Origin of the sequence: Methylobacterium sp. NEAU K (assembly GCF_030700285.1) — a bacterium.
Lineage (GTDB): Bacteria > Pseudomonadota > Alphaproteobacteria > Rhizobiales > Beijerinckiaceae > Methylobacterium.
In genome coordinates this window covers 1-14,264 of the sequence record NZ_JAUYZJ010000065.1, presented here as the reverse complement: position 1 = coordinate 14,264, position 14,264 = coordinate 1, and the positions used below count along the sequence as shown (strand labels likewise).

Here is a 14,264-nt window from a genome sequence, read left to right as displayed (position 1 = left end):
CCGCCTTTGTCGCTGAGGGGCGAGCGGTAGGCGGACGTGGATGGCCAGCCAAACGCCGGCGGCGCCGAGCTAATGTCTGAAAGTTGACACTTGGTTGCCAGGACCGGCCGGCCATCACGGATGGCGCTCATCCGATGTTACGAACGGCCCCAAGACTGGAGCGGATCAGGAAACCAGCGCGAGCCGCCAGCCCATAAAGCAAAAGAACAGCATGAACAGCGCGCCCCCGGCGAACCGCAGAACGTAGCGAACCCGCTGGGGTGTCAGCTTGATCATAAGGGCCCTCTAGCTAGCGAGAAGACCAGTTCTGGCGAGATCCTGACATACGGACGCTGCTCGCCCACCTCATGCGGATCCTGCCACGAGGCGGTCGGCGCCTTGCTGTAAGCGGAGGAGCCGGTGGCCGGTCGCGCAGACGTTGGCGCAGGCGCGAACACTGAAGCTCCCTTCTAAGGCTACGGCGTCCGAGTGATTGACGGCGCAACCGCGTGGGAGGAGGCTCAGCGTGGGGGCGGCTACGGAGTTAGCCACCATGAGCGACTTCGATCACATCCTGAACTGGAAGCTCCTTCGCGGTTCACACCCCTTCCCCGGCCCAGAGGGAGGCACCTGCATCAATGAGGCGGCCATTGTCGCGTGCGGGTTCGGCTACCGGCCCGTGCGTTCGGTACACGCCATGCCCGCATGCTTCTCCCGCCCGATCTGTGAGCTTGCCATGCAGCTGAATGACAACGCGACGAACACGCAGCGACAGCGCCTGATGCCGTTCGTGACGCGGCTGGCCTGTGCGGACAAGCCAGGGGTTGAGCAAGAGCGGGCCCGTTATATCGAGGCACATATCGGTTCCCCACTGTTCCCGGATTTTTTCAGCTTCGACAAAGGGCTAGAAGCTCTCGAAGGTGCGCTCGCTATTGGGCAGCAAGCGGATCCGCTCGGCCTGGATGAGGCCGCAAGCCGGCTGGACGCGGTGCGCTGTTCAGCCAAGCTGTCGAAGAAGCCCTCTAGCTCTTTGCCTGCGAAGGTGAAGGGATGGTGGGGCCTGCAACAGGCGCTTGAGAACGTAGGGTGATACCCAGCTGCGGGACGGTGCTGCGGAAACTCAGGCGTCAGATCAGGACGCCCGTAGGAAGGGCCTGTCGCACACAGGAACAGGCTCGCGTTCATGGGGTGTTAGGCATACCGACCCAGCTTGCCGCTCCGCTCCGGAGCCGCCCCATGATCCTCCTCGCCCTCAAGCTGAAGTGAGAAGCTCGCGGGGACTTCAACGGCCGGACTTCCTATGCGGCTAGTGTACCCAGCTCGCGGTCTCGACGGCGTGGAGCACGATGAACTCGGAGCACAACTGCTCCAGGTCGTTGCGAGGCTCCAGCTCCGGCTGATCGTGCTTGGCAGTTGCCCACGCCTCAACCGCGGCCTCGGCGCCCAGGTACACCGCCATCTCTTGCGTGAGCGAACGGGCTGGCCCGAAGCCGAGTCGGTCTCCAACCTCGCGCTCCACGGCGGCCATCGCCTCAAGGATGCGGAAATGGGTGATGTGCATCTCGGTCATGCTGACACTCCGCTCGACAGGGGTGTCTCGGATGCTCGCAGTTGGGCGCTCATGGCTTTGAACCGGCCGTCGACGCGATGCCAGACGTCCGAAAGCTCGCACGACGAGCATAGCATGAAAGCTGTCCGTCGCGCAGATGTGGATCGGCGTTGAAGTGGGACCCCAATCAAATTCGAAGTAGCGCGTTGAAGTTATTAGCAAAATCGAGGGTGGTGCGGGGTCCCGGTCGGCGCCGATTGGGACCCCACCATCTTCTCGATTATTTGAACGATATCAAAGCGATAATGCAGTTTCGGCCGGGGTCCCGCTTCGGAGCCGATCCATACCCTGCGTACACTACCGTACCGCGGCCGTGCTCTGCTGTTAGCAGCCTTACCCCTTCTGGAACCCGTCTCGGGAACCCACACCGGCGCTGACGGACCTGAGGGCATGCGTCGAGGCTCGGTGGGCACACTCGCCAGTTGCCCGAAAGCGGCCATTTAGCGCTTTCGGTAGTTCCGAGGACCAAGACCACAAAGGACCACAGGCTGCCGGTAAGCAATCAGAGGCGAGCAATGCGGACCGTGACCAGCCCTTAGACGCCGATAGCTTGCGCTGAGGCTTTCGATAGATCGATCACGCACCGACCGGCATAGGGACCGCGGTCGTTGATCCGCACCACGACCGACCGACCATTGCGCGTGTTGGTCACCCGCACCTGCGTACCCAGTGGCAAGGTGCGGTGCGCAGCCGTCAACGCGTTCATGTCGAAGCGCTCGCCATTGGATGTCTTCCGGCCGTGAAAGCCGGGTCCGTACCAAGACGCGACACCAGCCTGCTGAGCGGAGGACGCTTCGGCCTCTGCACAGGCGATCGGAAGGCAAAAGGTTGCGACGAGGGCCAAAAGCAACGGCCTGATTTTTGAAATCAACTTGCATTCCCGCTGTTGTTTTGAACGGGGCTGCTAAAGGAGATCAAATGTGACCACACTGAGCCACAACGTTGCATAGCTGATATGCGGGAGCGGTCGCCATAAATGCGACAGATCGGTTGGGCCGACGTCTGCCGATTGCGCCTCGCTGGAGGGTGGACTGGTGGCTGGTCGGGACCTCTACGGACACGTTGAATGAACTCGCATTCAACCTTCGCAATTCGGATGAGTCGAAAATATTTCCAGCCAAATTGCTCCTTTCAGAAGCCTAAATTTGATTTTGTTTCAAAATAGATTGTTGTTCAAACCCGAATGGATTATGCATAATTTCAATGCCGTATTAAAGATACGAAGGTAAGAAAATGATCGGAATTATTGACGGAGCGGCCCTGAGCTTGGCCGGCCTGACAGGCGAAATCGTTTGCGCCTACGTGACGAAGAATTCCGTCCCTAGCGCCGAGCTTCCAAAGCTGATCGAGGTCGTCCATGCGGCCCTAAAAGCTTTGCAGTCCGGCGCTCCAATTGCGGCACCTGCGCTTGAGATCGAGAAGCCGAGCCCGGCCCAGATCCGCAAATCGGTCCAGCACGACGGCATCGTCAGCTTCATCGACGGTAAGAGCTACAAGACTCTGAAGCGTCACCTGACCACCCGTGGTCTCGATCCGCGCAGCTACCGCGAGCACTACGGCCTGCCGACCGACTACCCCATGGTCGCTCGGGCCTACGCTGAGCGGCGCTCACAGCTTGCCAAGGCGCTCGGCCTCGGGCGGTCGGGTGGTCAAGCGGAGCGTAAGGATAGGACGCGCAAAGCTGCTTGACGAAGTTCAACAGCGTAGAAGGGGCCGCCCCTCTCCGATCGAAAGGAGCGGCCCCATCGCGATGACGCCGACGAGGCCGCGCGGCGCTGTCCAACAGCGCGCTGCTCTGAAGGCATTCGGGCTGTGGCCCGGTCGCGCATCGATGCTGCGGTCGGAGGGTTAACAGGGCGTCAATTGTAGAGGCGCCTCGTGCCCGACCTTGAGTTCTGGACCTTTCTCGCGATCGCAGTACCGGGGTTGTTCCTGCCGGTTGTGATCACGTGGTGGAAAGACCGTGCCATCGTGCCGGTCGCCGTGCTCAGCCTTGTGTTCTGGCCTGGCGCGCTGATCCTGGCGCTGCGGCTGAGACAGCGGCGTGACCTGTAGCGTTAGCCGAGCAGCCAGATCAGCGTTATGGCTCCTGCCATGAACACGGCGGAGGACCCGAGCACCGCACCACCCTCGCGGTTCTGGATGAAGAAGTTGCGGGCGGTAGCGAGCATCGCGAGGACCGGAGATGGCGTTCAAGCCGGTCAGTGTGGCAGCCGAAATGTGCCGGTTCGAGGCCCGACAACGGCGATGAGAATAAGAAATCGGACATGTAGCGGAGCCATCACACTCCACCAAACTGCTTAGGGTGGCGCTACCCGTTGCGGGCCTTAGGGCCGCTCACGGCACCGGCCGCAGCCGCGCTGAGTGCTGCACTGATTACGACCACGAGGCCGGCTGAGATCATGGAACGGGCTCCTTAGAACGAGGCGAACCAGCGCCAGAAATGGTTAACAGATCATTAACTGTTCTCGAATTTTGGCAGAACTGTGCAGCGAATGCAGTCTACGTATAGGCCTGATATTCGGCTTCGGCGAGCTACGTAGTCCATCCGTCAACAGCAAAGCGCAGGAAGCGCTGGAACCTAATAGCCTCGACACTCGCCCCAGCACCAGCCATCTTGAGCAGCATGCCCGGGCAGCACGGACAGACCTACGATCCGAAGGATGAGCCGGCGCTCCGGGGCGGCTGGTTCTACTTTGTTGAGCGTCCCTATCCCGCGACGAATTAGACCTGGCGAGAATTTACGTGAACGGTGGAGAAGGCCGAGCCGAACTAGGAGCGCTGACTGCGTCGGCGGCGCAGAGCCAAGAAGAAACTTGCCTCCGGGACGAATGCGGGGGCGAACCTCGCCACGGCGGAGATAGTTAAGCAACCGTTAAGTGATCGGATTGACGATCAAGGCCGCCGATGACTGGAGGCAGCTTTGATCGCGTCGTCCATCAACCGGGTTCGAACCGCCGCTCTCGCAGACTCAATCGCGACCGAGATGGCCCGTGCAGCCTGTCACCTTGGTGAACCGGGGCAGGCCGCAACCGCTAAGGCCTTGCTCCAGCAGGCACGGCATAACCGCATCCAGGCGCTGCGGCTGCGGGCGGAGGCCGGTGCCGAGCAATACATCAAGATGGTAGGAAGGGCCGGATTCGGGGGCCCTTTCGTTTCCTGAGCGACCCGCCCAGAGGAACTCTCGCTCAGATGCCAGCCGGCGGCAGGGCCGAGGACACCTTAAACAATCCGGGCTGCGTCAGGAGCAACTTCGAGAAGTCAATCGAGGGCGGCTCCGGCTCGATGAGCACAGGTACGGGTCCGGCACCACCGGCGGCTCGTCCTTCAGCACACCTGGCGCGGTCGCCGGCCGCGGAACGGACAACGCCGCCACCGCGGCGGTGCCGCTTCAAGCGGCAAGTAGCGGCCAACCGCCCAGCGGCTTTGAACCTGCGGGGCTCTTTCCAGACTCAATGCTTCGTCAGGCTATCGACAGTCTCGTTCGGCCCCAGCTTGCCCGAGAAACGCGCGAGATGGCTGATACTCGGCTCGCTCAAGCCGCCGGCGTTGGCAAAGTGATGATATGGCCGCCCGGCTGGCGCAGGTAAGGGGCCTAGGTCTCTGCTACTCGACGGGCCCGCCGGCGCACGCTACCCAGCAGTATGGCCAAAGAGATCCCTTCCGTCGGCGACCTGCGCCGCAAGTCCGAGATTACCGACGCTGAGATCGTGGCCGCGACGGTCGCCTGTCTGCAAGACGAGAACACCGAGCCGTTCGCCTCCAAGTCCGGCCACCGGGTCGATGTGGCCAAGGCGATCTAGATGCACCCGCAGGCCAAGAAGCTGCTGGCGGACCAAGCCACCACGCCGGGGCTGCGGCGCACGATGGTCATGACCGCCGTCATCATGGGCTGCCTGGTCCAGGGATGAGCGAAACGTCCGGCACGCCTGCGGATGCGGGCAGCACGGATCTGCGCCGCATCCTCGGCCATGGTCTGATGCATTGGGTGCTTTGATGCCAAGCACGCCTGAGGTGGTGGACGCTGAGACTAGGCCGCCAGGGTACCTCGATCGCTCGTGGTTCGGGCCATCTTTGGCCCGCTGGCTCACCGTTGCCAATTTTCTCACCGTCGCCAGCCTGATCAGCGTAGCTGCGCTTCTGCTCTGGCAGATGCGCACGGACGCAGAGCGTCGCAGCGAGCTAACTGCGAACAGCCTCGTGCAGGTGCTCGGCCGCGATATCGCGCGCAATGTCGAACTCTATGACCTGTCCCTCCAAGCGGTCGTCGACAGCTTCGGGCGAGATGACGTCGCACAAGCGGCGCCCGAGTTGCGCCAGCTGATCCTGTTCAACCGTGCTGCGTCCGCGCCCGGCTTCGCCTTCCTGCTGCTCCTCGATACGAACGGCGCTATCGTTTCGGGCTCAAACCCCTTGGTACCGAAAGGGCTCGACCGGTCCGACACCGAGTACTTTCGTCACTTCACTGCCCATCCAGAGGACGATGGCCTGCACATCAGCCCGCCTGCCATCTCGCGGGTGAGCGGCCAGCACATGATCATGCTCTCCCGCCGCCTGTCGAACCCGGACGGCTCCTTTGCCGGCGTTGTGGTCGGCGGCATCAAGATCGACTACCTGCGCAGCCTGTTCGCCTCGGTCGACGCCGAGCATGCCGGAACCGTGACGCTCTATGGACCGGACGGCGTCATCCTGATGCGCGAGCCCTTCGATCAGAGTGCGATCGGCACGAGCGTGGCTGAGACCCCGAGCTACCGCCGCATGATCGCGATGCGCGACGGCAGCTTTGTCGGGCCTGCGACGGTCGGAGACGGTGAGCGTCGGCTCACCTTCGCGCGGCTCGGCACGGAGCCCCTTATCCTCAGCATCGCCGTGGCACCGTCCAGGATCTACGCCGAGTGGTGGCAGCGAGCGCTCGGCCTCGGCATGGTGCTGCTCAGCCTCTGCGGCGTCACGGCAGGCCTGACTTGGCTGCTGCGCCGCGAGCTAGGCCGACGCGAGCAGGCAGAAGCGAGGCTGGTCGCCGCTAATGCCCACTTGGCGGAGCAGGCGACCACCGACGCGCTGACCGGCCTCGGTAACCGGCGGCGCTTCGACGACGCGCTGGCGCAGGAATGGGGCCGCGCAATGCGGGGCCGCTGGCCGCTGTCGTTGATCCTGATCGATGCAGACTGCTTCAAGGGCTTCAACGATACCTACGGCCATCAGCGCGGCGACGAGGCGCTTCGCCTGATCGCCGGCTCTATCCGGGCGGCTGCCAACCGCGCGAGTGATATCGCCTGTCGCATCGGCGGCGAGGAATTCGCCGTGATCCTGCCTGAGGTTGATATGGCGCGCGCGGAGATCGTGGCCGAGCGGATCCGAGCGACGGTGATGGGTTGGGCCATGTCTCATGCCGCCGGACCGCACGCGGTGCTCACAGTGAGCTGCGGCGTGACTAGCGTTCCTGAAGTCTTGGCGCACACCCCGTCAGCGCTCGGCGCAGAGGCCGACGCCGCCTTGTACGCAGCCAAGGGCGCGGGGCGGAACCTAGTCCGGTGCACGGAACCCAGCGAGAGAGCACTTTAGCTTGTGAGTTGACGCTCGATCACGCACCTGACGCGACGCCGCGTTTTTATTGCGGTCATTAACCTCTGTGCAATGCAATGTCGACTAGCATACAGACCGGCGTCGTATCCAAACACCACTCAGACCGAGCCAACCAGGAACGCTGATGACCGTGCACCCAGTTCGGGTTCGCAAGCCACGCACGGCCTCCGCCCGCAGCCCATCCATACTGCACCGGTCCGGTGCCTATGTCCGAGCCGCGTTCCAGCCGATCGAGAACCTGCAGACCGGCCAGATCGTCGGCTTCGAGGCTCTGGCCCGGCTGGCCCTCGATGATCGCTTGCTGAGCCCCGCAGCTTTCTTGCCAGAGCTTTCGCAGGAGGACCTCGCGGTACTCTTCAACGAGATGCTGGGGCAAGCCGTTGCCCTACGCCGAACACTCCCGCACGGTGGGGCCGGCTTGTACGTGACCGTCAATGTTGAGGCGCCGCTTGTACTCTCGGACGGATTTCTCGGACTTCTACGCCGAAATTTCGACAGCAACGGTTACGCGGCCGATGGTTCGCTCGTGCTGGAACTGCTGGAGCGACACGAGACAGCCGACATCGCGCGGATGTCCGAGCGCCTGTCGCGGGTGCGCTCCATGGGCGTCGCGGTGGCGCTCGACGACATCGGCAGCGCCTACTCGTCGCTGACGACGCTGCGCGATCTGCCGGTCGACATCATGAAGCTCGATCAATCCTTTGCCCGTGGATTGGCCTTGCGTCCGAGGGACCTAACCTTCGTGTTCAGCCTGCAGGGCTTGGCCCGCAGCATCGGTAAGCAGTTGGTGGTCGAGGGCGTGGAGACGCCCGAAATCTACGATGCCCTTCGTGTGTTAGGTGTCGATCTCGCCCAAGGTTATGCCATCGCCCGACCGATGCCGGCCGAAGCCGTTCCTGGCTGGCTGAGCGCACGCCTACCTGGAAAGTTGGAACAGGGACCCTGTACGCTGCTTGGTGCCTATGCTGGCCACCTGCGTGTCGTGGAAGCCTGCCGCATACTGATGGGTCAACGGCTCCCAATGGCTTGGAAGGAGGCAGCAAAGGATCCGCATGCCTGCAGCATCGGTACCTTCTTCGACCGACTAGGCGTCCACGACACCGCCTTCGGACAGGCACACAAGCGCTTCCACGAGGTCATGGCTTTGTACGACGCCGAGCCCGGGCGTTGGCAAACTGGAGCGGACGATTTCCGGAGAGAGTTGGAGGAGGCATTGGCTGATCCGTCTTCACGGTTTCACTGTGAAGCTGTTGCCGCCTGAGCAAGGGTGTCGCGACGATTCAGGTAACCCCGTTCTCGGTCGGCGGCTAAGATCTTTCTGGGAGAACCCCCCCGTTAATCCTATTCAGCTGCTGACGGGGCTGCCGGGAGCGCGGTTAAAGCACGGGCAGTCCAGCGTAGCACAATAGGGCTTTGTATTTCGCCGTGCGCGCAGGATTTGGCTCACCACCAGGCGTAGAGATAAAGAGTAAGTTTACTCGATGCAAACGCCGGCGTAATCACCCTTACCCGACGTCAGCTGCCTTGGACAGGAAAGGCTCCTGCCGTTTCTCCGGCCTATTCGTGGCCGGATCGCGGGCACGCTCTGTGATGACCGCCGTCATCATGGGCTTCCCGGTTCAGGGATGAGTGACGATCCCGAGGCCGCACACGAGCGCGCCGCGACCCAGCACATAATGAGGCGCCTCGACGGGTTCGCCCGCGGCCTCGGCCTCGACGAGGCGATCACGCGGCAGGTCGTCGAGAAGGTCGTCGCCGACATGCCGGTCCACACGGACGAAGAGCGCTTGGCCGAGGCGCGCGCACGGATGATCGTGGCCTCGGCGTAGCGAGGCGGCGGTCCGCAGGCCAGAAGCGGTGTGACCCCGAGGCACTGGCGACCCTCGCGTCAGCATGGCAGGTCGGCGCGATGCCAAGCCCCGACCCGCAGACCTGTGAAGTTAAAATCGAGGGCGCATGGCGTGCCGTCAGCCTGGACGAGGCTGCGTCTCACCACACCATGGCGGTCAAGCGCTGCCCCGCCTGCCACGGGAGGGTCATGATCCTCGGCGCCTACAGCGGCCCCAGCGTTCGCCGATTTATGTCCCACCGGAGGTCGCACAGCGGCTGCCCCTTGCAAGGCGAGACGTACAGCGGCAGGCCCTCGCCGCACCCGCAGGCGCTGTCCTGAGGCTCGGCTAGACCCCCGTCGCCCAATCTGATCACAGGCTGGCGGGGAGGTCGTCTATCTCAGGCTGAGGGAGCGTCCGCCCACGCTGGGTAAATTGCTGTGATTTGACATAGTGGTAGCTCCATAGTTCAGTTTACTACCCAAGTTTATATCTACGACGACAATGCGGAGCTGTCCGCACGACTACGAACTGGGGCGGACAACCTCCCTCCCCGCACCGGATGCGTGAGCGGCGTTCGTGAGGGACGGGCTGCGCAGAAACCCACATTGTTGCCGCACTGTTTCCCGAGCTTAGCCATATAGGCCGCTGAACGGTCGCTGGGCTGAGCTGATGGCTTCGATCAAGATCCGCGCTTCTGAGGACGGCACCTTCACAGTTTACCGCGATGGCGCCGCCGTCGTGTCCAATCTGACCCGGGCTCAAGCCGAGCGCCTCGTGACGGTGCTCAGTTGGATTGCACAGGCCGGGTAGGCTCGATCTTCTCGCCCGCACGGGATGCGCGAGCGGCGTTTGTTGGCGGACATCAACCGGCAAAGTCCGCCGGTTTGAATTACGTCGTCAGTGCCGCAGCTGACCTCCACGCTCGCCCGGCGAATCATATCCGACCGTACCGGGCGGGCGTGGATGCGGCCTGCTACCGAGACAAGAACTGCCGACCTGAGTTAACTTGGATTTGTCGGCATTGCGCCGACCTCCTCGCCCGTCCTGGGCACGCCCCCCTCTTTGCTTACGGGCGGGCGTGGATGCTTAGATCCATCGCGATATCACCGCATCGCTGCCAGCGACGGCAGGTCCGCGCGGTCGGCCAGGACTTCGGCCTGCCGTACCCGATCCCGCGACCTCTCGAAGGCCTCATCACCGTTCCGGTACCGCAGATCGGATCGGGCGAGCCGGATCATGCGGATGGCGAGGAAGGCGTAGATCAGGCACATAAGACCTCCTTCGTGAGCCGGCCAATGTCACCCATCGCGTCGTCCTCGTAATGTCCCAGTGTGATCCCGATCCGATGCTTGAGCAGGATCGCCGGCAGGCTCAGCATCGGCTCATCCATGAAAGGCGAGACGATCGCCTCAAGACGGTTGTCCAGATCGTCGGCCGGTCGCCGAGTAGTAAGGTAGACCCTCCACACGGGTGTGATCACGATGTTCCGGTCAGCCTCTGTCAGAGCGTCGAAGCTGAAGATCCGCGGCTCAGGCCGCGGATGCGCAGCTTCAGCGATCCCGTAAAGCCTGGTCGCCTCGGCCCAGAGCCTGTCGTACTCTGTGAGCACCGGCAGCAGCGTTGGGGCTAGGGCGAGGAATCGGACCTGGTGCTCCGGCAGATCGTGGGGCACGGCAGCCACAGCCGGCACGGATGCCAGCGGAGCCGCGAGGATGGCGCCAAGGGCTGCGCGGCGGGTAGACGGGTTCAACATCCATGCCGAGCCCGCCCGCCAGTCGCAGCCGACCGCGCTGAGCACCAGGGCGGCCCTGGTCGACAGGAAGGACACCCCGTCGCCCGTCGGCTGGCCTTCCGAGTCGAGACGGCGCTCCCCGCGGGCGAGATGCCAACTTCAAGCCGCGCCTCGGACGCTGTCTGGACCAAAGCGAGATGGCGTGCCGCCCTCAATCTCGCGCGTCAGGCAACTACGCTCGAACATCAGCCAGTCGTGATACTCGCGGAGCAGCCGAGGTGTGATTGGCTCGGCGACCGCGGACGGGGCTCCGATCAGGGTGACGCCGCCGCCGATCAGCGGAAGCGCGGTCAGGCCGCGAAGGAATCCACGGCGGGAGGCGGGGCCGGTCATCGTGCATCCTCCTCGCTCAGATGAGACAGGTGGAAGCAGCGCTCCCAATCCTCCTTCACGGTCCTGGCCTCGGCAAGCAGCCCGCGGCCCATGACGTAGATCGACCCGGGGTGGACCATGGAATTGATAGTACCGAGCGCGCTGATTGCCTCGCCCCAGCGAACGAGGTTGCAGACCTTCTCCTCCATGTCGGAGAGGAGATCTGCGAGGTTGTCGCGGTGGGATGCGGACGCGCTCATGCCGCCCTCCCGACGTTGAAGCGGTGAGCGCCGCAGCCGGCCCACTCGGCCGCCGAGGCGTCCAACACCTCCGGCTCCAGGTCGGCATCGCGGTCAAAGGCATCGAGGAGGTCGATCAGGCCCTTGATGAGGGTCTCGACCTCGGTGCGGGATACGGCGGGGATGTCGTGAGTGAACTGCGCCCCACCTTGGGGCACGGAACGTTGCACGCGCAGCGTGCAATGATCGGCCGCCCGCATCGCGCGGATGGCCTGTGACCGGTCCTACCTGTGCTGAAGGCAAGCGCGGGCGTTCACCGCCGCCAAGGGGCGGTGTAGGGTGGTGGATAGCCATGTGACGGTTCCCAAGGCGTTGCGTGGTCAGGCCCGCGCGGTGGTGCAAACACCGTTGCGGGCCGTTGCGTTGTATGGCGCACCGACATACAATCACGGTAAATCCACGGCTGTCCATCGGTCCGACATACAATGGCGCTGGAAGAGAAAAAGACCGCTGTCTTCCAGGTACGGATGCGTCCGTCGGTAAAGGCTGCCGCCGAAAAGGCCGCCGCCGATGACAACCGCTCACTCGCGGCGCTGATGGAAATGCTCGTGATCGAGCACCTAAAGGCGAAGGGATACCTTCAACTGCCTGCCGGCCACGATATCGGGAACGGCTAGCGATTTCGCCAAACCAGTCTAACTCAGTCGAGCGTCACTCGTGAGCCAGCTCAGATCCGATCTCGCGAACGCATTCAAGGCAGCCGTCCAGCGGGTAGAGAGCTTTGCAGCCGGGGACAGCGACCTACTCGAAACCGTTCGGCGGCTGATCAACGCTCCGATGCGTTTTGTCGAGCCGAACGGCGACATTCAAGACGCTCAGACCCACATGGCCGAGCGCCTCGACGCCCTGCAGGAACTCCTTACCGCACCCAATGAAGCCAGCCTGAGGCTCCTTGATCAGGCCAGACGCTTGGCCTGCGAGGCCCTCTCAGGGCTGGAAACCGCCATCTTCGAGCACGGCTGCGCTTCTGCTGCGGCTGATCGCGTCGGCCTTGGTGTGCAAGGGAAGCGGATCTGATCCCATCCGCCGCCTCGTGGAAGAGGCGCTGAGGGCGGCTCGGACGTGACAGCGACGCGAAGTGCCCTAGGTCTCTCGCCCACAGGTTGAGAGGAGAGCGCATGTCCTTACTGCCGAGCCATGTTCAAGGGCATCGTGAGACCATGCGGGCGAGGAAGGAAGCCCAGCAGGAGAACGCTGACAGAGTGTGGAGGCAGGTCGAGGCTGAGCGCCGTGCGGTCGACGAACGGACAGCGAAGCTGCGAGCGATGCGGCTGGCGCGAGAGAGCATCGGACCCTAATCCGCTCACCGCCAGGGCTACGTGCGGCACCGCGAGGATCCTGAGGGGGCCAACTTATGCCCCTCATCGAGCACCTGAAGGCGAAGGGCTATCTGCAGTGAGGGGAGCGCCCTTTTGACGCTCTAGCAGCGCTCCGAAGCCTCTGCCTCCAGGTGCCTCTTGGCTCTGCTAAGCACTGAGCAGGGGTCGTGTCCCTTGGCCTTCGCGAGTAGCAGGAGGTCCGTGATGAGATCCACAACATCACAGGCTGGCACGCCACCAACCCAACGACGGTCGGCACCCTCGGCATGGATGTAGGCGTCGAGGGCAGTTTGGGCGAACTCGATCCGTTCTGACTTCGTAGCCATGGGCGCTCTCCTCGCCGCCTGGCTTTTTGGAATGATGAGCCAGTCCGGCTATGCGCTTGACGCGCTTGAACCGAACCCCTCGCCAGCGGGCGAGTTCAAGCTGGCATGGTTCTGCTGGTTACAATCGGGGCTAGCTATCGTCTGCCCGCCCATCCCACCCCCCGCCTCGTGGAAGAGGCGCTGAAGGAGGGGCGGTTGTGGCAGTTCGCACGACAGTCTACGGGACCGCGAGCCCCCTACAGCGTCACCGACTGAGGGTTCGGAAGCGCCAGATCGTGCATCCGGCCGAAGGTGCCCGGCAGCTCACCAGCCGGGACATGCGTTGAAGCAGAAAAGGGCGGCGCACCCAAGAAGGAGCGCGCCGCAAGTCAGCTCGCGGTCTCATCGTCGAGCCATTCGCCGCCCCGCAAGCTGCAGGCCAGGCGCACGACCGCTGAAGCATGCTCACAGGGCATCAGGACGGCGAACTCGTCGCCGCCGAGCCGCGCCATCATCTGCGTACTGTCGAGCTCGTCCGTGACGATCCGGGCCACGTTCTCCAGCATAGCATCGCCGGCGGCGTGCCCGAACAGGTCGTTGACCTCCTTGAAGCGGTCGAGGCAAAGCACCGCAAGCTTGCGGTTGCCCGCGTCCGCCGCCCGCATCTCCTGCTCCAGCCGCTTGCCGAAGCTCGCGCGGTTGGCCAGTCCGGTCAGGGCGTCATGGTGGGCGAGGAACTGGATCTGATTCTCGGCTTGGCGGCGGCCGCGCAAGTCGCGGACCGCCACGGCGTAGTGGGGCCGGCCTCGGACCGCTACACCGCCCAACAGGGCCACGCGGCTGAGCACCAGACCTGCCTGGCCCATCTGGCCCGCGATATCGCCTACGGCGTCGAGGCCAGCGACGATCCCGTGCCCTGGCGTCTGCACCTTTGGCTGCAGGCCGTGTTCGCCCTGGCCGAGCGCGTCACCGATCTCGCCGCCTCGACGCTCTCCGCCAAGCGCCGGAGTCTGGACCGGCAACTCGGCGCCATCCTGGCCACGCCGAGCCGCTGTGATCTGACCCGCGATCTCCAGGCCAAGATCAGCCGCGCGCGCGAGCAACGTAACCGATCGGCTGGCACCACGCCCGGTCTGAGCGCGGCGTGCTAATCTGCTCAGATGGCGGTCGACGAGGAGCGCATCGACGAGGCGGTGCTCGCCCTTTTGTGGCTGACGCTCCACGATGGGCG

General features: G+C 63.7%; 17 protein-coding genes and 2 pseudogenes. 11 read left to right on the top strand and 8 right to left on the bottom strand.

What is annotated here, in order from left to right:
- Positions 1–532 precede the first annotated feature (532 nt).
- Positions 533–1,069, top strand: a complete 537-nt coding sequence (locus Q8W67_RS26540; protein WP_305550384.1) for a hypothetical protein — start codon at positions 533–535, stop codon at positions 1,067–1,069.
- Between the two features lie 216 nt (positions 1,070–1,285).
- Here the strand turns inward: Q8W67_RS26540 and Q8W67_RS26535 are convergent, their stop codons facing one another.
- Both Q8W67_RS26535 and Q8W67_RS26530 read right to left on the bottom strand, forming a co-directional pair.
- Positions 1,286–1,549 carry a hypothetical protein gene (locus Q8W67_RS26535; RefSeq protein ID WP_305551206.1) on the bottom strand — a complete coding sequence of 88 codons (264 nt, stop codon included), beginning with the start codon at positions 1,547–1,549 and terminating at the stop codon, positions 1,286–1,288.
- A 574-nt stretch (positions 1,550–2,123) separates the two neighbouring features.
- Positions 2,124–2,432, bottom strand: a complete 309-nt coding sequence (locus Q8W67_RS26530) for a septal ring lytic transglycosylase RlpA family protein (protein WP_370693965.1) — start codon at positions 2,430–2,432, stop codon at positions 2,124–2,126.
- A gap of 389 nt (positions 2,433–2,821) precedes the next feature.
- Between Q8W67_RS26530 and Q8W67_RS26525 the strand changes: the two genes are divergently transcribed.
- From Q8W67_RS26525 to Q8W67_RS26495, 7 genes are all read left to right on the top strand, one after another.
- Positions 2,822–3,277, top strand: a complete 456-nt coding sequence (locus tag Q8W67_RS26525; RefSeq protein WP_305551204.1) for a MucR family transcriptional regulator — start codon at positions 2,822–2,824, stop codon at positions 3,275–3,277.
- 189 nt (positions 3,278–3,466) lie between these two features.
- Entirely contained in the window at positions 3,467–3,643 is a 177-nt protein-coding gene (locus tag Q8W67_RS26520) for a hypothetical protein (RefSeq protein ID WP_305551202.1), read from the top strand.
- A 1,589-nt stretch (positions 3,644–5,232) separates the two neighbouring features.
- The gene (locus Q8W67_RS26515; protein ID WP_305551200.1) at positions 5,233–5,391 is read left to right on the top strand and encodes a hypothetical protein; all 159 of its coding nucleotides are present in this window, start codon (positions 5,233–5,235) and stop codon (positions 5,389–5,391) included.
- Positions 5,392–5,662: 271 nt separating this feature from the next.
- Entirely contained in the window at positions 5,663–7,153 is a 1,491-nt protein-coding gene (locus Q8W67_RS26510; protein WP_305551198.1) for a sensor domain-containing diguanylate cyclase, read from the top strand.
- A 145-nt stretch (positions 7,154–7,298) separates the two neighbouring features.
- Entirely contained in the window at positions 7,299–8,435 is a 1,137-nt protein-coding gene (locus Q8W67_RS26505) for an EAL domain-containing protein (protein ID WP_305551196.1), read from the top strand.
- Positions 8,436–8,799: 364 nt separating this feature from the next.
- The gene (locus Q8W67_RS26500; protein WP_305551194.1) at positions 8,800–9,003 is read left to right on the top strand and encodes a hypothetical protein; all 204 of its coding nucleotides are present in this window, start codon (positions 8,800–8,802) and stop codon (positions 9,001–9,003) included.
- A 672-nt stretch (positions 9,004–9,675) separates the two neighbouring features.
- Positions 9,676–9,816 carry a hypothetical protein gene (locus Q8W67_RS26495; RefSeq protein WP_305551192.1) on the top strand — a complete coding sequence of 47 codons (141 nt, stop codon included), beginning with the start codon at positions 9,676–9,678 and terminating at the stop codon, positions 9,814–9,816.
- Positions 9,817–10,109: 293 nt separating this feature from the next.
- On the opposite strand, the gene Q8W67_RS26490 is transcribed toward Q8W67_RS26495, so the two are convergent.
- The 5 genes from Q8W67_RS26490 to Q8W67_RS26470 all read right to left on the bottom strand — a co-directional run bounded on the left by Q8W67_RS26490 (position 10,110) and on the right by Q8W67_RS26470 (position 11,609).
- Positions 10,110–10,277: a hypothetical protein gene (locus Q8W67_RS26490; protein ID WP_305551191.1), complete on the bottom strand. Its 168-nt coding sequence runs from the start codon at positions 10,275–10,277 to the stop codon at positions 10,110–10,112.
- Positions 10,268–10,834 (bottom strand): hypothetical protein, encoded by a 567-nt coding sequence (locus Q8W67_RS26485; RefSeq protein WP_305551189.1) that lies wholly within the window; start codon positions 10,832–10,834, stop codon positions 10,268–10,270. The genes Q8W67_RS26490 and Q8W67_RS26485 overlap by 10 nt, the downstream gene beginning before the upstream one ends.
- Positions 10,835–10,897: 63 nt before the next feature.
- On the bottom strand, positions 10,898–11,131 hold the full coding sequence (locus Q8W67_RS26480) for a hypothetical protein (protein ID WP_305551187.1): 234 nt from the start codon (positions 11,129–11,131) through the stop codon (positions 10,898–10,900).
- Positions 11,128–11,370, bottom strand: coding sequence for a hypothetical protein (locus Q8W67_RS26475; protein ID WP_305551184.1), 243 nt, complete (start codon positions 11,368–11,370; stop codon positions 11,128–11,130). Before Q8W67_RS26475 ends, Q8W67_RS26480 begins: the two co-directional genes overlap by 4 nt.
- Positions 11,367–11,609: a hypothetical protein gene (locus Q8W67_RS26470; protein WP_305551181.1), complete on the bottom strand. Its 243-nt coding sequence runs from the start codon at positions 11,607–11,609 to the stop codon at positions 11,367–11,369. The genes Q8W67_RS26475 and Q8W67_RS26470 overlap by 4 nt, the downstream gene beginning before the upstream one ends.
- Positions 11,610–11,834: 225 nt before the next feature.
- Here Q8W67_RS26470 and Q8W67_RS26465 point away from each other — a divergent pair, with 225 nt between their 5' ends.
- Positions 11,835–12,026: a hypothetical protein gene (locus Q8W67_RS26465; RefSeq protein ID WP_305551179.1), complete on the top strand. Its 192-nt coding sequence runs from the start codon at positions 11,835–11,837 to the stop codon at positions 12,024–12,026.
- A 40-nt stretch (positions 12,027–12,066) separates the two neighbouring features.
- Complete coding sequence (locus Q8W67_RS26460) at positions 12,067–12,426, top strand: hypothetical protein (protein ID WP_305551177.1); 360 nt, start codon at positions 12,067–12,069, stop codon at positions 12,424–12,426.
- Positions 12,427–13,470: 1,044 nt separating this feature from the next.
- On the opposite strand, the pseudogene Q8W67_RS26455 reads toward Q8W67_RS26460, so the two are convergent.
- Positions 13,471–13,845: pseudogene (locus Q8W67_RS26455) on the bottom strand (diguanylate cyclase domain-containing protein); the annotation flags it as partial.
- Here Q8W67_RS26455 and Q8W67_RS26450 point away from each other — a divergent pair.
- A pseudogene (locus Q8W67_RS26450) lies at positions 13,837–14,136 on the top strand (IS66 family transposase); the annotation flags it as partial. The pseudogenes Q8W67_RS26455 and Q8W67_RS26450 sit on opposite strands and share 9 nt — an antisense overlap.
- Between the last annotated feature and the right edge of the window lie 128 nt (positions 14,137–14,264).